The 19,253-nt window shown below is 41.9% G+C and carries 16 protein-coding genes; 4 read left to right on the forward strand and 12 right to left on the reverse strand.

Going from position 1 to position 19,253, the window contains the following annotated elements:
• Positions 1-124 precede the first annotated feature (124 nt).
• The 4 genes from PMAN_RS16670 to PMAN_RS16685 all read right to left on the reverse strand — a co-directional run bounded on the left by PMAN_RS16670 (position 125) and on the right by PMAN_RS16685 (position 5,354).
• On the reverse strand, positions 125-1,216 hold the full coding sequence (locus PMAN_RS16670; RefSeq protein ID WP_010556049.1) for an OprO/OprP family phosphate-selective porin: 1,092 nt from the start codon (positions 1,214-1,216) through the stop codon (positions 125-127).
• A 1-nt stretch (position 1,217) separates the two neighbouring features.
• Positions 1,218-1,805, reverse strand: coding sequence for a DUF4956 domain-containing protein (locus tag PMAN_RS16675; protein WP_010556048.1), 588 nt, complete (start codon positions 1,803-1,805; stop codon positions 1,218-1,220).
• A gap of 1 nt (position 1,806) precedes the next feature.
• Entirely contained in the window at positions 1,807-2,721 is a 915-nt protein-coding gene (locus PMAN_RS16680; protein ID WP_010556047.1) for a polyphosphate polymerase domain-containing protein, read from the reverse strand.
• A 77-nt stretch (positions 2,722-2,798) separates the two neighbouring features.
• Complete coding sequence (locus PMAN_RS16685; protein ID WP_010556046.1) at positions 2,799-5,354, reverse strand: CotH kinase family protein; 2,556 nt, start codon at positions 5,352-5,354, stop codon at positions 2,799-2,801.
• Positions 5,355-5,483: 129 nt separating this feature from the next.
• Between PMAN_RS16685 and PMAN_RS16690 the strand changes: the two genes are divergently transcribed.
• Positions 5,484-5,945, forward strand: coding sequence for a thioredoxin family protein (locus PMAN_RS16690; protein WP_033035240.1), 462 nt, complete (start codon positions 5,484-5,486; stop codon positions 5,943-5,945).
• A 449-nt stretch (positions 5,946-6,394) separates the two neighbouring features.
• On the opposite strand, the gene PMAN_RS16695 is transcribed toward PMAN_RS16690, so the two are convergent.
• Positions 6,395-7,273: a LysR family transcriptional regulator gene (locus PMAN_RS16695; RefSeq protein WP_010556043.1), complete on the reverse strand. Its 879-nt coding sequence runs from the start codon at positions 7,271-7,273 to the stop codon at positions 6,395-6,397.
• A 137-nt stretch (positions 7,274-7,410) separates the two neighbouring features.
• Between PMAN_RS16695 and PMAN_RS16700 the strand changes: the two genes are divergently transcribed.
• Complete coding sequence (locus tag PMAN_RS16700) at positions 7,411-8,487, forward strand: YeiH family protein (RefSeq protein ID WP_010556042.1); 1,077 nt, start codon at positions 7,411-7,413, stop codon at positions 8,485-8,487.
• 26 nt (positions 8,488-8,513) lie between these two features.
• Here the strand turns inward: PMAN_RS16700 and PMAN_RS16705 are convergent, their stop codons facing one another.
• A complete protein-coding gene (locus PMAN_RS16705; protein ID WP_010556041.1) occupies positions 8,514-9,824 on the reverse strand; it encodes a DASH family cryptochrome in 1,311 nt (436 codons plus the stop codon).
• Positions 9,825-9,983: 159 nt separating this feature from the next.
• Positions 9,984-11,711, reverse strand: coding sequence for a DUF885 domain-containing protein (locus PMAN_RS16710; RefSeq protein WP_010556040.1), 1,728 nt, complete (start codon positions 11,709-11,711; stop codon positions 9,984-9,986).
• 217 nt (positions 11,712-11,928) lie between these two features.
• Between PMAN_RS16710 and PMAN_RS16715 the strand changes: the two genes are divergently transcribed.
• Together PMAN_RS16715 and PMAN_RS16720 are read left to right on the forward strand one after the other, a co-directional pair.
• Positions 11,929-12,516, forward strand: a complete 588-nt coding sequence (locus PMAN_RS16715; RefSeq protein ID WP_010556039.1) for a DUF4202 domain-containing protein — start codon at positions 11,929-11,931, stop codon at positions 12,514-12,516.
• Between the two features lie 27 nt (positions 12,517-12,543).
• Entirely contained in the window at positions 12,544-13,044 is a 501-nt protein-coding gene (locus PMAN_RS16720; protein WP_010556038.1) for a TFIIB-type zinc ribbon-containing protein, read from the forward strand.
• Between the two features lie 179 nt (positions 13,045-13,223).
• Here PMAN_RS16720 and der read toward each other — a convergent pair whose 3' ends face one another.
• From der to ispG, 5 genes are all read right to left on the reverse strand, one after another.
• Positions 13,224-14,690 (reverse strand): ribosome biogenesis GTPase Der, encoded by a 1,467-nt coding sequence (der, locus tag PMAN_RS16725; RefSeq protein WP_010556037.1) that lies wholly within the window; start codon positions 14,688-14,690, stop codon positions 13,224-13,226.
• A 74-nt stretch (positions 14,691-14,764) separates the two neighbouring features.
• Positions 14,765-15,943 carry an outer membrane protein assembly factor BamB gene (bamB, locus tag PMAN_RS16730; protein WP_010556036.1) on the reverse strand — a complete coding sequence of 393 codons (1,179 nt, stop codon included), beginning with the start codon at positions 15,941-15,943 and terminating at the stop codon, positions 14,765-14,767.
• 10 nt (positions 15,944-15,953) lie between these two features.
• Positions 15,954-16,574, reverse strand: coding sequence for a YfgM family protein (locus tag PMAN_RS16735; protein ID WP_006793569.1), 621 nt, complete (start codon positions 16,572-16,574; stop codon positions 15,954-15,956).
• 19 nt (positions 16,575-16,593) lie between these two features.
• Positions 16,594-17,874 (reverse strand): histidine--tRNA ligase, encoded by a 1,281-nt coding sequence (hisS, locus tag PMAN_RS16740; RefSeq protein ID WP_010556035.1) that lies wholly within the window; start codon positions 17,872-17,874, stop codon positions 16,594-16,596.
• 256 nt (positions 17,875-18,130) lie between these two features.
• Positions 18,131-19,249 (reverse strand): flavodoxin-dependent (E)-4-hydroxy-3-methylbut-2-enyl-diphosphate synthase, encoded by a 1,119-nt coding sequence (ispG, locus tag PMAN_RS16745; RefSeq protein ID WP_010556034.1) that lies wholly within the window; start codon positions 19,247-19,249, stop codon positions 18,131-18,133.
• Between the last annotated feature and the right edge of the window lie 4 nt (positions 19,250-19,253).

Consider the following 19,253-nt stretch of genomic DNA (forward strand, 5'->3'; position numbering starts at 1 on the left):
ACCTTTTTGCAGTTTATTTATTATATTGGCCATAACAGCTTAATTAAAAAGCCCTGTGCTAAACGTTACGTTTAACACAGGGCTTTGTAGTTTTAGATTAACCGGCTTAAAACTACAAAGCGTATTAAAACGAATACTGCAGCCTTAATGAGATTGCATTACCCGATGTTATAGTACCGCCTGCCTCGTAGTAATCGGCTTTAATGTAGTCGGCCATAAACTTTATGTTTTTGTTTACAGTGTAGTTAACGCCGAGGGAGTAGGTTTTTGCGTCTTGGTTTTCTTGCTTGAGCTTAAGTAGGCTGTAGCGGCCAGTGAGCTCCCAGCCTGGCTCTGAGCTTGCGCCTAGTTTTGCGTTTTTATACTTACGGTATCCGCCCGATAGCTGATAACCAAATTGCAAATAGCCGCCTTCGTAATCGTTAGATGACTCTTCAATACTAGTTACTTGTGCTTGTTGCCACTCGGCCATCATGGTAAATCTGTTTTTAAGCCATAGTAGCTCTACGCCTTGTTGCGAGAGGCTATCGGCATTAATTTTATCGCCTTCTATTAATGAGTCGGCGGTATAAACTTCAAGAGGTTCATTCACTCTAAATTCGTTACCGTCGTACTGCCTCTCACTAAAGGCGATGCCTAGGTGTAAAAGGTTGGTGTTTTGCTGCCATGGCACCCAGGCTACGCGCCCTGTAATAGCAGACGTTGCTTCGTCTTCATCGGGCTCGTAATAACCTAGCTGCCAATTTACTGAGGCTATGTCCCCGGAAAGGCTAATACCTAAGCTGCGTCCTGGTGAAAACGCTTCGCTTATCATGCTGCGCTCAAGCATTAATAAATTACGCGAGCTGGTTAGTTTTTCTAGGCCAAAACCTTCTTTTTGTTGGCCTATGGTTAAATCGGCATATTTCCAGCCAGAGTATTCTAGGTAGGCGTCTTTTATTTCGGTTTCGCCATCGGCAAAGCCAAGTTGAAATTTACTTTTCCAGTCTTTGTCTATGTCTGATTTAAAACTTAGGCGTGCGCGGCGTATTTCAGAGGTACTTTCTGAATCGCTGCTGTCGTATTTTCCCTCTAACAATGAGGTATCAAATTTGTTGTAGTCGAGCATGATATAGCCGCTTAGGTCTATATCGTCGTTAATTTTGGCAAAGCTTGCGCTACTAACAAGGCAAAGAGCTGAAAGTGCCGCATAAGTAATCGTTTGTTTAGAGGTCATGTTAGGCTGCCTTTGTTTGTTTTTCGGCTAAGTAACTTACTTTTAGTTGCGCTACGTCTCTTAAAAAGTCGATGTGTTCTATATCTACGGCAACTACATTTAGGCCCGTGCGCTGTTTTAAATCATCGATTAGTGTGGCTTGGTTTTGCGGGGTTATATTTTCTATGCGCTCGTAGCAAACGCTTTGTACTTCGTAGCGTTTTACAAATACGCTTGAGTCAATCAAAAAGGCAATTAAGCAAATAATGCCATTAAGAATACTTAGCTCAATTAAGCTCATTTGCCCTACAGAGGTCAGTAAAGCAATGGCAGTAACAAGGAATAAGTAGGTCATTTCTTTAATAGAAATAGACTCAGTGCGGTACCTTAGCATGGTAAATACGGCAAATAGGCCAAATGCAAATTCCATTGACATATCAACGCCGTGCAGCAAAAAGGTAATAATAAAAACGCCTACGCCAAATAAAATAAACGAGCCTGCCACCACTGCATTTTTACTTACGCGAAAGTAACAGCCATAGCAAAGTACAGCCAGCGATAGGATGTTAACTAAAAAGCGGGAAAGAAAAATAAGATCTAATTTGGTCATTTTAATTATTCTCTAAAGGTAATAGTGGGTTAGTGCGGTTAAGGTGTTTTAAACGGGCTAAAACAGGTTTAAAGCGGTTTACTTTTAAGCGCTCGGGGTAGAGCAAAGCACAGCCAATGCAGTATTTACTAAACGAGGCTGGGAATATGTGGTGTTTGCTCATAAGCTTATAAAATGGGGAGTGTTTTGTTTTTTTACGTTGCTTAAGTTCGGCAATAAAAAAGCCCGGTAGTGTTATTTTGTTATCGCCTTTTGGGGTGTTGTACCACAGGTTAAAATCAAGCGTTAAGCGCTCGGCTTTTTCTTCGTTGGCTAAGGCTATGCGGTTATAGCCGCTTTGCTGGGTTACGTTTAAATCTGCAAAGCTGTTTTTCATTTGCTCTTTCATAAACGCAGTACAATGGGCTTGCTCATTGTTTTTTTCGAGCTTTATACGTGTTTTAACAGTGCGGCTTTGGTTGTTTTTTAGTTTTACTTCTAGGTATTCGGTGGCGGTATCAACGTAGCGCCTTTGGCGCACTTTGTAGCGATTAAGCTTACCGTTATGATGGGCTTTATATAAATCAAGCTCGGGCGTATCAAGGTACTGATTATAATAAGAAAATAAACGCTTACCTTGTATATCAAGTACGCGGTACTGGCCTTGTATATGAGTAAGTAGCTCAGGTAAAAAAGACAGTGGTAGCATAAACTTACTGTCTACACGGTTCATTAAATTAGCGTTATTAAGATCGTTTAATCCGTAGCCTTCAAATGGGGTGAGTAACTCGTTAATTAAGCTTGTTAATGAGCCATGCGCATCTGGTTTTTCAGGCTGAGCCTGTTTATTTTTAGTGTTTATTGCAGTAATTGCTACTGGTGAGATTGAAGTATCCTTTTCAAAAAGTTCATCCTTAAAACGTGCTTGAATTGTCATAATTTTCTCAGATTATTAAATTGCAAAGTAATACAGTGCAGTGCCAGCGTGCTGACACCGCATGAAGGATGGGTTGTTTATCTAGCGCAAAATCCGCTGCCATCATCCGCTGAGGGCAATGTGCCATCGAGCTGTGCGGCCATATTTGCTACGCGGTACTGCATAAACGAGGTTAAGCCGTAAAACTGCCCCGTGGTAGAGGTTAGGTTTTGCTCAAAGTAGGTTGAGCCATAAAAGCTAGTTGGGTCGTTTTGTACGTGCTCACGAATTAGGTCGGCTATTTCATTTACGCGTGCGTTAAATGTATCGCTTGAAAGTGAGCCATTAATAAGCTGTGTTAAGTAACTGTGGTACGTGTCTAGGTTGCTTTGCTCGGCAAATACATTAGCAATTAATGGGCGCTCGCTTAATGCGCCGCTTACTGGTTCATCAATGTAGAGCTCTCTTACATCTACGCCATTACAATCCATGGCAAAGGTGCCAAATGACTCGTTAAAATCCCACGGCAAAATGCTAAATACGCCATCGTCATCGTAAATATAATAGTTATGTGCAAGCGGACCGTGGTAGCTATCTAAATTAGACAGTGAAGTACTAACCGACATATAACGTAAAAGTGTGTCTACTTCTATGGCGCTGGTTTCGCCTTTATCGAGCGATTCAACAAAGTTAATAAAGGCGCCGTTATCTGTGGTGTCTTCGTTGGTTTGCAGGTTTATATCGGTGTAGCTTTGTATGTCGTCACCTAGCCATAATAAATCGCTGCCTGTGCCATCTGGCTTGTATAAATCGCCATTACTGTTGGCAAAGTGTTTTTCTACAAATTCGCCATCTACGGCTTCTACCATTAAGTACAAACCAAATAGCTCGCCGTTTACATAAAAGTTAACGTAAGCATGCTCAGGCGTTGGTACACCCATTTCATCCATTAGCTCGTAGGCGATTACTTCACGCATGTACGACGGGTCGTTAAACGAATTTTGCAGTGTGAATTTTTTTAGCCCAAAAAACTTTTGCCCCGACACATATTCGTTAATATCAACCTTAAAGCTGTAACGGTCGCTGCTAGAGTTGGCAACATTTCTTAAACTTGAGCCACCTTTAGTGCGAATAGCCACGCTATCGAGTGTAACCCCATTAAAGGTAATAGCGGTTTCGTGGTATTCCTCATCAAGAGGGTTATCTAGAATGTTTTGCCAGTTTTCGTCGGTAATTGTAATAGAAAGCGTATTAACCGCTGTAGGTGTAAAGGCGGTTGCAACTGTATTTTCACTACTTGGGGTAGGTGTTAAAAACGCATGAGTAAAGCCTGTACTGCTACTTAGGCCGTAACTAAAGCCTGTGGCTACATCACTTTCATCCCAGTCAATGTAGTCAATTACTTCATCGTTGAGTATTAAGCTTAGCTCGTCTTCTTTGCCTAGTTTAAACGGGACGTAGTAAGTGCCTGGGTCTTCATCGGTGGCATAAATAGTTATGTATTCACCTGCGTATAAATCTATGTCGGGCAGGGTAACGGGGTCTATGTCGTCGCTTTCATCAATAACTTGGTAGTTGGCTAAGTTAATTGTATTTGCGCTGTTGTTGTATAGCTCAAACCAGTCGTTACCATCGTCTGCGGCGCTTGCCACTATTTCGTTAATAACGAGTGGCCCGTGGGTTGCCTGGCTGTTTGAGCTAAGCTCTGTTGGAGTGAGTACCGCAGTTGCATCGCTGCCATCAGGGTAGCGACCATAGCTGTAACCACTCAGCGCTTGGCCTTTATTCCACGATAACTGCTCTATAATTACATTGTTACTGTAAAGGCTTACGGTATCGCTTGCGCCTAATTTAAACGCAACGCTTGGCAGATCGCCTAAATCATCGGTGCTTGCGTAAATGCGGTAAAACTCACCCGGCGATAACGTAATATCGGGTAGAGCAAACTGTTCGTTATTGTCATCACTTAGTGTGTAGTCTGCTAAATAAACATCGCTACTGCTTGTTACATAAAGCTCTATCCAGTCCTCGCCGCCGCTACTGTCTTTTGCTACTACTTCGTTTATACGAAGTGGTGCATCTTCAGCAATTAAGGTTGTAACAAGTGTTGAGGTATTGGCTGTTTGGTTAGCTGCGCCTTCTGTGGGCGTTAATGTTTGCGCTGTGCCGGTGCCATCGGTGTATAAGCCGTAACTAAACCCTTCAGCGGCTTCGCCTTCTTCCCAATCAAGTACAGAGATAGCAGTGCCGTCCTCGTATAACGTAACCGCATCGTCGCTACCTAGTTTAAAGGTGACGTAATAACCGTTATCGGGCGGTGTATCGGTTTCATCAATGGCTTGAATAACAATAAACTCACCTTGCGAAAGCGCTACTGCGGGTAAAGCTTGAGGCTCTCTGTCGGCGTTATCATCAACAAGTGAAAATACCGATAAGTCGGCTATATCTTCAGTGGCGTATAGCTCAATCCAATCGTAGGTGGTATCGCTTGGGCTTGCGACAATTTCGTTAATAACTAAGCCCGTTGAGGTAATTGTTGATGATGAGTCAGTTTGCTCTGTGCTGCTATCGGTTGTTTGCTCAGTACCGCCACAGCCATACAAAAATGTAGTGGAGGTAATTAATGAATAAAATAGTAAGGGTTTTATGGTCATTGATGCGATCTTTTTTATTTTAATAACGTGGTAAAACAATAAAAAAAGAAGGTGCAAACAATGTGTAAACATTCAGTAATATTCAGTATAGTGAACTTAATTACTCATTTTAAAAGTTACCTTAACCTAATGATTAAAAAATTAATTTTATTATGCGCCTTAAGCATGCCATTGGCAGCGTGTGCTGACGATGTTGCGCCATTTTCAGGTGAGATAAGCGCGCAGGCTTTAATAAACGATTACGATAAATTTAGCGAATATTACACAACGTTTACCCCTACCTCTAAAGATATTGCGTTAATGCAAAAGCTTAAAGGTAAAGAGCTAGTTGTTTTATTTGGTACTTGGTGTCACGACAGCCACCGCGAAGTACCTAAACTCATTAAACTTCTTGAACAGTCAAAAGTTGAACTGGCAAGTGTTAACTATGTGGCAGTGGGTTACAACAAACGAGACGATGCAGGTATTGCACAGGCTCATGATTTAAAATACACCCCTACATTTATTGTTAAACAAAATGGTAAAGAGTTGGTGCGTGTGATTGAAAAACCCACGGGGTCATTGGCAGAAGATTTAACACAGGGTCTGTAAGGGTTATGTGAGCATTAACCAACAATTTTATTTATAGTTAAAATGGATATTTATGAAGTGTAAAAAGTGTAAAGCAGGGATTACCTCACCTGTAGTTAAAACGACAAATCTTAACGGGACTCCAATCGCGTCATCATCTTGCCCTGTGTGCGGTGAAAATTTAGATGGTTCAAAAAAATATTGGGTTTTATTGATTATTTTAATTATTGGTATTGGTTTAGCATCAAAGTATTTGTCTTAACCTTAGTTATATTATCTACACATGTGAATGAATAATACTGTGGTATTGATTATTAGTCTTTTACTTAAAGTTATGTGGCTTATGACATTAATGCGATCTGAAAAAACTCAATTGTGGTTTGTGAAAAATGCAAACAAATTGTATTTAGCTAAAGTTTTTTTGCTTATAGGTGACTTACAGTCTAGCCATAGTTTTAAACGCTTAATCTCTATTCACTAAACAGGCTTTTTTCGAACGCTTGCGCAGCATGCGAGGATGGCCTGTCTTTATAATGCAATTGATATAGCGGCCGAGAGAGTTGCTCGTTATTTTTTTGGTTCAGGCGCGTTAATTTGCCTAACTGCACTAAATCTTCTGTGACTACATTTGGCAATAAAGCGACCCCCATACCTCGAGCGACGGCCCTTGCTATGGCTTCGTTGCTGCCTAATTGCATACTGCGCTCAGCTTGCACGCCATGCTCTGCTAATAACTTTACCGACATTTCTAACGTGCCCGAGCCTGGCTCGCGCAGTAGCCAAAACTGCTCGTTTAACCATGCTTTTAAGTCTTTAGCGGGCTTAAAGTTACTCGGTATAACCACACTCATTAAATCGTTTTGCCAGTGCTTACTAATAATGTGCGGCTCGGTAGGTGTGCCTTCAACCAGGGCTAAATCTATAGTGCATTCAAGTAAGGCATGTTCAATTTGCGCGGTATTAGCTACTTGTACTTCTACTTTTATATGTGGGTACTGCGCACAAAATTTGGCTAAATAAGGCGGTAGCCAATAGCTGGCAATGGTGGTGCTAGTGCCTATAACTAATGTCCCGCGTTTGAGCCCCGTGCGCGATTTTATATCGTCTAGGGCGGCTTTTTCGATAGCAAAAATACTACGGGCGTGATCATACAAGGCTTGGCCGCCTTCGCTTAAGGTGAGCTTTTTACCCTTAGATGCACGTTCAATAAGTTGAATATTTAACTGATGCTCTAGCTCTTTTAGCGCCTTAGAAACAGCGGGCTGGCTTATAAAAAGCGCTTCGGCTGCGCCTGAAAAGCTACCCAATTTAGCCACTGTATAAAACACCCTAAGTGCATGTAAGTTCATTGAACAACCTTAAATTGTATAACTCTAAATTGTATAACCTTAAGTTATCAAATCATGATTTTAATATATTGGAGTTATATTTTGAGCTTTCTTACAATTAAGTCAACACATCAACATGGTTTAAGTGAGGGAATATTATGCTTAGCGCTATTAAAAATAGTTTTCAGCCTCTAGGTATTAATACTAAGCAATACGGCGATACGCGCTGGTGGTTAGGTATGCTGCTGGTGGTTGTGTTAGCGGGGGCATCTGTTGCATTAAGTAAGTTACCTATAATGCAAAGTGCGCAATTTAGCTCGTTAACAATTGGTATTGTGCTTGGCATTATTGTGGGCAACAGCGTTTTTGCGCACATTGCTACGCGTACAGATGTAGGCGTTGATTACGCTAAAAGTATATTACTTAAAGCGGGCGTTATTTTATTTGGGTTTAGAATTACTTTTGCGCAAGTAGCGGGTGTAGGCTGGCATGGCCTATTAACCGATATAGTAATGCTGTTAGGTACATTTATTTTGGCAGTGCAGTTAGGCAAGCGCGTTTTTAATCTTGATGAGCAAACAACTATATTAATAGGTGCGGGTAGCTCTATTTGTGGCGCCGCAGCGGTAATGGCAACAGAGCCGGTTATAAAAGCACAAGCGCATAAAGTATCGGTAGCGGTGGCAACGGTTGTGGTGTTTGGCACGTTAAGTATGTTTGCCTACCCAATACTGTTTGAGTACATGGGGCTGAGTGAACACGCATACGGTATTTTTGTGGGTTCAACTATTCACGAAGTCGCGCAAGTGGTTGCAGCGGGCACAGCGGTAAGTGCCAATGCAGCCGACACCGCCGTGATAGAAAAAATGCTACGTGTAATGATGCTTGCGCCATTTTTAGTGAGCTTATCGTTTTGGCAAAGTAAAAAGCATGCAAACATAAACGCACAGGGCGGCGAGCAAAAACCAAGAATTACAATCCCTTGGTTTGCGGTTTTGTTTATAGTGGCAAGCGGGATACATTCGTTATCGGTTATTCCACAAGGTACTACAAACGCCATTGTATGGTTTGACAATATACTACTTACCATTGCCATGGTCGCACTTGGGCTGCGTACACATGTTGGCGCTATTCGCCAAGCCGGTATAAAACCGCTGTTATTAGCTGGCTGTTTATTTTTGTTTTTAACCTTAGGTGGCTTTGCCATTAATGTAGGCATTGCTCAGCTGTTTTAAATATAACTAGGTGGAGGTAGATTGGCTTAAATAGGCCAATCTACTTCGTTTAGGTGATCGAGTTGTGCATCTGGGCTTTGATTGCCTCCCCATTTTTTTGTGTAAATGGATTTAGGGTCAAACTGCTGTGTTTGCTTTTCAATATTGAAGTGCCGCCCGCCACGTGGGTCAACGCCTACTCCCGCTATGTACTGCCAGTTGCCCCAATTGGCTGCTACGTCATGATCAATTAGCTGCTGCTCAAAATAAGCTGCGCCGTAACGCCAATCGAGTGCCAGCTCGTTAACTAAGCAGCTTGCCACAATTTGCCTTGAGCGGTTTGTTATAAAACCGGTGGCATTGAGCTCTTTCATGATGGCATTAACCAAGGGGTAAGGCGTTGTGCCTTGGCACCAAGCAGCAAAACGGTTTGGCATAAACGTAGTAAGTGGCTTAGTTTGTTTTTGCCCCTTAAAACTAAACAAGCTGCTTTGTACATTTAGCGCGTGCCATTTAAAGTATTCGCGCCACAGTAGTTCAAACTTAATCCAATAGGTTGAATCGTTAGCGGTATATGTTTGTTCGTATTGCTCAACCGCATTGTATATTTGTTTTGCGCTAATACACCCAAAAGCAAGCCATGGGCTAAATTTAGTGGTGTTGTCAAAGCCGTCAAGCGCGTTGCGAGTTATTTTGTACGTACTAGGTAATTCGCCTGCAAAGTATTGTTCACAGTGTTTTTGTGCGCTTGTTAAGCCGCCATGCATTGAGTTGTTAACTGCTTTTGGTAACTCAATTGGGTTCTTAGCGCACAGCGTAATAGGTTTAGGTAATAGCTCGGTTGTAATGTGCGACAGTGTGATTGGTATGTTGGCAGCTTCAACCTTCTTTTTAAATGGGGTAAAGCTTTTGGGTAAATCTGTTAAGTTAAATGGCAGGTCGTTTTGCTGATACAAGGTATCCTGCAGGGTACCGGTAAACTGGACTTCAGGACAATGAGCTTTTAATAAATTAATTTCGCGTTGTTCGTACACACCAAATTGCTCACTGTAAACCACTTCATCAATGTGTTGATCTTTAATACGTTGCTTTAAAACACTAACGGGTTCGCCTTCTAGCACGTGCAGAGTTTGGCCACGCGCAATTAATGCTTGCTGTAACTCATAAAGGCTTTGCATTAAAAAGGTGTACTTGTTTTCACCATACTGCTTTTGCTGATAATTTGTGTTTTTAAACCAGTTGGGGTTAATTACAAACACCACGTCTAGTGCGCATTGCTGTAGTGCGAGTTTGCTAAAAATTGGGTTGTCGTTTAGGCGTAAATCGTTTTGTAGCCAATATAAAATGCGTTTGCTCATACTTTTGCTCTGGTTTTGTAGATGTTGTATTTACGAAACAAAGGTAGCTGAGGATTAGTTAATCGTGTTTTTAATCAAGTAAATTTATAAATACGTGCATGGTTGCAATTTGAGAAGAGGCGATAGAGTTACCGCCTCTTATTTTATTAAAGTACGGTTTTACTTTGTCTTTTTTTGTTTTGCTATCCAATCGTTTATAACATCTTCAAGTACAGCCATAGGGAGTGAACCTTGGCCAATAACGGTATCGTGAAAGCTGCGTATATCAAATTGTGGGCCTAGTTCTTTTTCGGCTTTTGCGCGCAGTTCGCGTATTTTTATTTCGCCCATTTTGTAAGAGAGCGCTTGGCCTGGCCATGAAATATAACGGTCTATTTGATCTTCCACGGCGCTTTGTGGCAACGCGGTGTGGCTTGCTAGGTAGTCAATTGCTTTTTGGCGGCTCCAGCCAAATGCATGAATACCGGTATCAACCACTAAGCGCACTGCACGCCACATTTCGTAACCTAAACGGCCAAAATCGCTGTAAGGGCTTTGATAAAAACCCGCTTCTTTACCTAAACGTTCTGTATAAAGTGCCCAACCTTCGCCAAATGCAGAGTGGCTGAGTGTGCGTCTAAACTCGGGTACATTTAGCTCCATAGCAATGGCGTTTTGTAAATGGTGCCCGGGTATGGCTTCGTGCAGACTAAGTGCTTCTAAATTATATAAAGGCTGCAGTTTAGGTGTTGAGGCTAAAAAATAAGTACCAGGAGAGCGGTTATCTGGCGGTGGCATATAAAACGCGCCACGACTTGCTGAGCCTTTAATAGTAAAGGTGTTACGCGGTAAGTGGCCAAAGTAAGTGGGCAATTTGCCATACATTTTTTGCGTGATAAAAGCGGTTTTTTCAAGTAGGTCTTGCGCGTCTTTTGCGTAAAATTGCTCATCGGTTGCTAAAAATTCTAAAAACTCACTATAGGTGCCATCAAAGCCTACTTCATCAATAATGGCTTGCATTTGCGCTTTAATACGCGCGACTTCTTTTAGGCCCAGCTCATGTATTTGTTTAGGCGTCGCGTTAGTTGTGGTGTAGTAATTAACGGTGTATTTGTAATAATCAAGCCCGCCTTCAACGCTTGCAATGCCCGGCTTCGCTCTACAGTGTGACATGTAATCATTTTTAAAAAAGTCATAAAAATGCTGATAGGCAGGAATTACTTTTTCTTCAATTAACGCTTGTGCTTTTTGTTTTAAACTCGCTTTTTGCGCTGCACTAAATGTATTAGGTATACGCGTAAAGGGCTCGTAAAGGGCGCTTTTTTCGGGGGTTTTAACTAAATGCGCGCTTATGCTTTGGCTATAATTTTCAAAGGTTTTACAGTAATGAGTAAAGCCTGTTTTTATACCTTCTTTCATTAAATCAATATTTTGCTGATTATAGCGCGGGTAGTCGGCAAGGCTGATTAAAAAAGCGTTGTAATCATCAGCTGTTAAAAAAGCCATATTAGCTGGCGCTTCTGCAAAGTAAGTATGCCAGCCACTTAAAAAATTAACCGGAAAATACTTATCTTGATAAAGGTAGCTTTGCTGCTCGGTTTCGCGCTCATATTTAAATAAGCGATAGTTCATTAGCTGCTCGTTATTGAGCGTTTTTGGGTCAATGTTGGCTAAGCTTTTTAGTACGCTGTTGTTATACGCTTGGCGCTTAGCAATGGCTTGCTCGCTCCAATTTGGTAATGTGCCGTTTGGTTTCCAACCGTCAGGATCGGTTCGAAAAAATATTTTTTCACCTTTGGCATTTTGCCAGTGGTTATCAATAATGGTTTTTAAATCGCTGTTGCTGTCGGCAAGGCTTGGTAGCGAGGTGGTTGCTAAGCAAATAGCTAAAATACGTTTTTTAAACATAGTGATCCGTTATTGGCGAGTTAGTCGCGCTTTTTTATTTTAATTTGTGCTCAATATAGTACCAAGTTAACTTAATCAATGCGCTTACTTTTATAACCTGTATCTTCTGGCTTTACTTTTTGATTGAACAAATTTCACTGTGTAACTGAGTGGCGCACTAGTTTATTGTTTTATCAGCGTTTAGAATGATTAAAACTTATTATAAAAAATGACTGTCATGTTTAATAAAGTAATCGCCTTAATTGATGAAGCAAACAACCAAGACCCAAATAGTGAGCAATTTAATGGGCAAAGCGTGCCCAAAGAAAGCCTTTATGCTACTCGAATGAGCGACATGCTTAGCCGTTTTAACCCCGATGCTGGCGAGCTTATGCAAATTGCAGTGCGTGGGCAGCATATACAACGCTGGAAGTCGCCGCGTAGTGACTTTGAAATGAACAAGCAAGGCTATCATCAATGGCGCAGTGCACTTTATATATTTCATGCAAGTAGTGTTGTTGCGCTTATGCAGCAAGCTGGTTACGGCGAAGCTGAGCAAAATAGAGTGTACGATGCGGTGGCTAAAAAAAATATTAAACGTAACCCAGATAGCCAATTAGTAGAAGACGTAGCAAGCCTCGTATTTATTGAGCATTACATGTTGGGGTTTGCTAATAGTAAGCCTGATTACGATGAGCAAAAATGGATAGGGATTATTCGCCGTACATGGCAAAAAATGTCAGATGACGCGCATGAGTTTGTACTTGCAGGTAATATTACATTGCCAGCGCCGCTTGTTGGGCTTATTCATAAAGCGCTTGAGTAAAAAAGCATCAATGAAAAGGAATTTTAAATGTACTGTCCTCGTAGTAATACGCCACTTGAACCTTTACTCGTTGGCGGCATTACTGTTTTTACGTCAGCGCAAGGCGGCGTGTTTTTTGATAACAGCCAAATTTTTAAATTTAGCTCGCCTGAGTTAAAGCATGGTCAGGTTTTACTTAAACACTTAAGTAACTATACCGAAAATGAAGGCGATGTTTCAATGCGAGTAAATTGCCCTAAATGCCCAAGTATTGTGATGATGCGCCGGTATTTTTCGCCAGTTAAGGCTGTCGAAATAGACGAGTGCCCAGGTTGCGCTGGCATATGGCTTGATAGCGGCGAGCTTGCAAAAATACACGAAAACCACCTAACCCCCAAAGAACGAAAACTGTTAGTGCACGAAATGGCCACCAACCATGGGTTTGTATCTATTAAGCCGCCAAAATCTAAGTATTACCCCAAAGCGCCTAAAAATACCCAAGCCACCACAGTCGAACGGCTGGTACAATTGGCATTACTGAGTCTCTAATACCAATCTGCAATAATACGTAATCATTTTGCTAAGCTAAACGTGTTGTTACTCGCGTTAAAGAATTCTCATTCAAAACCACTAAATAGATCACCTAGTTAAGCTAATTGGTATAAAGCATAAAAAAACGGCGTACTACAAAGTACGCCGTTTTTGTAATAAATTAACGCTTATACCGTTTATTTATTACGGTTTTCTTTTGCAAAGGCACGTATTTTACGTTTTTGCGAAAGCGTTACTTTATTAGTACGCCCTGCGAATGGGTTATCACCTTCTCTAAATTCAATTTTGATTGGGGTGCCCATAATTTTAAGTGCTTTACGGTAGTAGTTCATAAGGTAGCGTTTGTAGCTATCTGGTAAATCGTGAACTTGGTTACCGTGAATTACAATACGTGGCGGGTTATAACCACCGGCATGCGCGTATTTAAGCTTAACACGACGACCACGAACAAGTGGCGGCTGGTGATCAGCCTGTGCCATGTCCATAATACGGCGTAGCATTGCAGTACTTATACGTTTAGTTGCTGACTCGTACGCTTCATCAACGGATTCAAATAAGTGGCCAACACCTGTACCATGAAGTGCAGATATAAAGTGCAAGCGTGCAAAGTCAATAAAGCCTAAACGACGGTCAAGCTCGGTTTTAATACGATCTTTAACGTAGTCATCAAGCCCATCCCATTTGTTCACGGCAATAACTAATGAACGGCCTGAGTTAAGCGCAAAACCTAATAAACTTAAGTCTTGATCAGAAATACCATCGCGCGCATCTACAACCAGTAAAACAACATTACAATCTTCGATAGCCTGCAGTGTTTTAATAACTGAAAACTTTTCTACTACGTCGCTTACTTTTTTACGTTTACGTACACCGGCTGTATCGATTAACACGTACTCTTTTTCGTTTCGTGTCATAGGGATATAGATAGAGTCGCGCGTTGTACCTGGCATATCGTACACAATTACACGTTCTTCACCGAGTATACGGTTTGTAAGTGTTGACTTACCTACATTAGGACGACCAATAATTGCAAGCTTTACCGGCTTATCTGCAAATGCTTGGTGGTCGGTATCATCGCCTTCACCTTCTTCGTAAAGGTCTATTAGCTCTTCATCGTCATCGGCTACGTCTTCATCTTGTGCTGCTAGTTCGGCAATCACAGGTTGAAGTGTGTGCTCAAGTAAAAGTGTAATACCACGACCATGCGCTGCTGCAATATGATGAATTTCACCCAGTGATAGCTGGTAAAATTCAGCACAGTTTGAATCAGCGTCTATGCCATCGGTTTTATTGGCAACAACAAAACATTTTTTGTCTTGTTTGCGAAGATGATTGGCAATAGCTTGGTCGGCAACGGTCATACCTACGCGTGCGTCTACTAAAAACAGTACGATGTCGGCTTCTTCAATAGCAAGTAGCGATTGGTCAGCCATTTCGATCTCGATGCCTTCTTCTGTGCCATCAATACCGCCCGTGTCCACCACGATAAATTCATAGCCATCGTAATTAGCTTGGCCATATTTTCTATCTCGTGTTAAACCTGGAAAATCGGCTACGAGTGCATCACGAGTACGTGTTAAACGGTTAAATAATGTGGATTTGCCCACATTGGGTCGCCCAACTAGAGCGATCACGGGAAGCATAAACTACCTCTTTAAAAAACAACAAAAGGCTTCGCAGAGCGAAGCCTTACAAAAAACCTTTAAGTGTTAGCTAGTTAGTTTGGTATTGTTACCGCACTTACTTCACCGTCACGGGTGTATAATATCAGTTTGTCGTCGGCAACAACAGGTTCAACAAAGAAGCCTGAGCTGTCAAAGTCTTCACGAGATACAAGCTCACCAGTGTCTTTGTTTAGCCAATGTAGGTTACCTTCTTGGTCGCCTAAGGCTAAATAGTTACCTGTAACAGCAGGACCTGTTAAGTACCAACCACGGAGTGCGGGTTGGCTCCAACGTTCAATACCTGAATTTTTATCTAATGCATAAACAACGCCGTTGCTGTCTACTACATAAATACTTTGCGCATCCATCGAAATTTCGCGATAGCTACTGTATTCGCGCTTCCAAACAACATTACCAGAGCGAATATCCACTGCAGCTAAGTTACCGTTGTATGCAATTGCATAAGCGTATGGGCCGCTAATGAGTGGCTGCGTGTCTACATCAACTAGGCGTTCAAATTCTGAGGCACCTTTTGCAGCTGCAATTTCTGCACTCCAAGCTGAGTAACCACTTTCTGAAATTAAAACGCTTAATTTACCTGTTTCAAGGCCAACTAAAACACCACCATTGGCAACAGTGGGTGCACTTTGTCCGCGTAATGTAAGCGCAGGCACTTCTTGCTCAAAGCTCCAACGCTCTTCACCAGTATCTGGATGAAGGGCTAGTAATTTACCCGAGCCTAAGTTTACAAATATTAAGCCATCGCCAGCTGCTGCTTTTGAAAGTGATTCACCAGGTACGTTTTTACGCCATACTTCTTCACCGGTTTCACGGTCAAGTGCTACAACAAAGCCATGTTCAGAACCGATATACAGTTTACCATAAGCTTGTAATATACCGCCTGATAATTTTGCTGAACCGTCGTCGCTCCAAGGCCAAAAAGAGGTGTCTTGGCGTACGTCGGTGTCCCACTGTACATCGCCGCTAGTAAGCGATAACGCTTCTACTTGACCTTCGCGGTTAGCAACATAAACAGTGTCTTTGTAAACAGCAGGTGTTAAGCGAGAAAAGTAATGCTCTACGCCGCTACCTACAGACTCTTGCCAAACAACATCAGTTTCAAACTGATTGACGATTTCTGGAAGGACTAGTTCGTCTTCTTCATCACTTGATGAACAACCCATTAGCGTTGCCATACATAGGGCAAGGGTTGCGGTCGTTAATTTTTTCATACCTAAAACCTTATGCCGCTGGGCTAGTTACTGCTAGGTCATCTAACTTAACTTGTAAAAGTGGGTTGCCTGTTAACCCTCCTGCATCTACCGCAGCTTGATAAGCAGTACGTGCTTGCTCTTTATTACCTTGCTGAGCGTAAATATCGCCTTTAAGCTCTGCAACGTTTGCATTAAATGCTTCAGGTAATGGTGCATTTAGTGTGCTTAAAGCATCGTCAAAATTAGTTTGTGCAATTTGAATACGCGCTAAACGTGTAATCGCAATCGCTTTTAATTCTGCATTATCAACGTTTGATACAATCCAGCTTAGCTTTTCACTAGCGACATCTAATTTTTGTGCTTCTACCGCATCTTTAGCGGCAACAAACGCCGCAAGTGCAGCATAGTTTGTGTCTTTATTTTCACTGATAAAAGCATCAGCTGACGATAAAACATCATCACCTTCAACTAATTTAGTGTAAGAATCTGACGCTTGCTCAGCGGTTGTAATTTGGTTTTGGTTATAAGCTTTCCAACCATATAAGCCACCTAAGCCAACAATTACACCAAGTGCCAGTGAAAGACCGTTTTCACGGAAAAAGCGTTTAATTGCTTCTGCTTGTTCTTCTTCTGTTGAATGTATATCCATGATTACCTCTAATATCTGCTTAGCCGTTTATAAGCTCAGCCAGTAGCGCTTTAGCTTGTTCTAATTTTAATGTGACTTGTTCTTTACGCTCGCGTAAATACTTTATGGTCACAACGCCTTGTTCTAATTCATCTTCACCAATAATTACGGCAACAAGTGCATCGCTTTTATCGGCACGTTTTAATTGTTTTTTAAAGTTTCCGCCACCCGCGTGAACCATCACACGAAGGCCAGCCACATCACGGCGTAGTTCTGACGCGATAATTGGGGCTTGAATACTTGCTTTGTCGCCCATTGCCGCTAAATATACATCAGCATTACGACGAATGTCACCAACACATTTAAGTGCTTGGAGTAACAATACTAAGCGCTCTAGGCCCATTGCAAAGCCGACTGCTGGGGTTGCCTTTCCACCAAGTTGCTCTACTAAACCGTCGTAACGTCCACCTGCACACACAGTGCCTTGCGCGCCAAGGCTGTCGGTTACCCATTCAAATACTGTGCGGTTGTAATAGTCTAAACCGCGCACTAATTTTTCGTTAACCGTGTATGAGACGCCAGCTGCGTCTAAACGTTCACATAAATTTTCAAAATGTTCTTTTGATTCAGCATCTAAATGCTCAGATAATTTAGGCGCATCAACTAAGATTGCTTGAACGTCTGGATTTTTGCTATCAAGTACACGTAACGGGTTTGAATACATACGGCGTTTTGAGTCTTCATCAAGCACGTCGGTATGTTGTTCAAGGTAAGCAACAAGCGCATCTCGGTAATCGGCGCGCGCTTCGTTAGAACCTAAAGAGTTAAGCTCTAAACGTACGTGCTCGCTAATGCCAAACGCTTTCCATAATTGCGCTGTTAATAAAATAACTTCTGCGTCTATGTCGGCTGTGGCAATACCAAATGTTTCTAAACCAAATTGGTGAAACTGACGATAACGACCTTTTTGCGGGCGTTCATGACGAAACATTGGGCCCATGTACCAAAGTCGTTGTTCTTGATTGTACAGTAAGCCATTTTGGTTGCCAGCACGTACACACACTGCGGTGCCTTCTGGGCGAAGTGTTAGTAAGTCGCCATTGCGATCGGCAAAGGTGTACATTTCTTTTTCTACTATATCGGTTACTTCACCAATAGAGCGTTTAAATAGATCGGTTGATTCTACAATAGGAAAACGAATTTCTTGATAACCGAACGATGCTACAGTCTCGCGTAAAATGTTTTCTACTTTCTGCCAAATTTGTGTATCGCCCGGCAGACAATCGTTCATACCGCGAACTGCCTGAATTTGTTTTGCCACTGATAAATCCTAATTACTGTTTATGTGTAATAAAAAAATGCTTACACAACGAGAATGCTTAAAATTGACCCGACATTATATACCCAAACCAACTCAAGATGCGAGCGTCGTTGGAATTAAAAGAAATTACCATTATTAAAAGTAATACTTTGATATAAAGCCCGATGAAGCGCTGAGCTCTGTATTTTTGAACGCTTGGGTAAATCTATTATAAGGGTCAACGCCAAACACGAATGCTTGGCGGTTTATACGTTATTTATTCGACTATTTTTACATCGATAGGGGTTTGGCTTTGCTTTTTATCTATAAAATCGCGAACGTAGCCCTCTAGTTGCTCAACAATATTGTTATTGTCGATACGGGCTTTTTGACGTTCACCATTAATATACAAACCAGAACGGCGATTTGCACCGGCAAGGCCAATATCACTGACGAGTGCTTCACCAGGGCCATTTACTACACAACCAATAACCGATACAGAAACCGGTTCGATTATATCTTCAAGGCGTTCTTCTAATTGGTTCATAGTGCTTACTACATCAAACTCTTGACGAGAACAGCTGGGGCAGGCAATAAAGTTAATACCACGAGAGCGAATGCGCAGTGATTTTAATATATCAAAGCCTACTTTTATTTCTTGTACCGGGTCGGCGGCGAGTGATACTCGTAATGTATCGCCTATGCCTTCGGCTAGTAACATACCTAAGCCAACAGCCGATTTAACCGATCCTGAACGCATGCCGCCCGCTTCAGTGATACCCAAATGCAAAGGTTGGTCTATTTCTTTTGCAAGCAAGCGATATGCGCCTACAGCTAAAAATACGTCTGACGCTTTTACCGATATTTTAAATTGATCAAAATCAAGGCGACGTAATATATCAACATGGCGCATTGCTGATTCTAATAACGCCTCAGGTGTTGGTTCACCATATTTTTCCTGTAAATCGCGCTCAAGTGAGCCGCCATTAACGCCAATACGAATAGGGATGTTGTGCTCGCGAGCTGAATCAACAACAGCTCTAATGCGCTCTTCGCTTCCGATATTACCAGGGTTTATACGTAAACAATCTACGCCATACTTTGCCACTTTTAGGGCTATGCGGTAATCAAAATGAATGTCGGCAACAAGCGGAATACTTACTTGCTCTTTTATACTTTTAAACGCTTCAGCTGCGTCCATAGTCGGTACCGATACTCGTACTATGTCGGCGCCAGCATCTTGGATGGCTTGAATTTGTGCAACGGTTGCATCAACGTCCATGGTGTCGGTATTAGTCATCGACTGCACGGCAATTGGAGCGCCGTCGCCAATAGGCACATTGCCTACATTAATACGGGTGGATTTTCTGCGTTTAATTGATGATTCTGAAAACATAGCG

The organism is Pseudoalteromonas marina (genome assembly GCF_000238335.3).
GTDB classification, from domain to species: domain Bacteria; phylum Pseudomonadota; class Gammaproteobacteria; order Enterobacterales; family Alteromonadaceae; genus Pseudoalteromonas; species Pseudoalteromonas marina.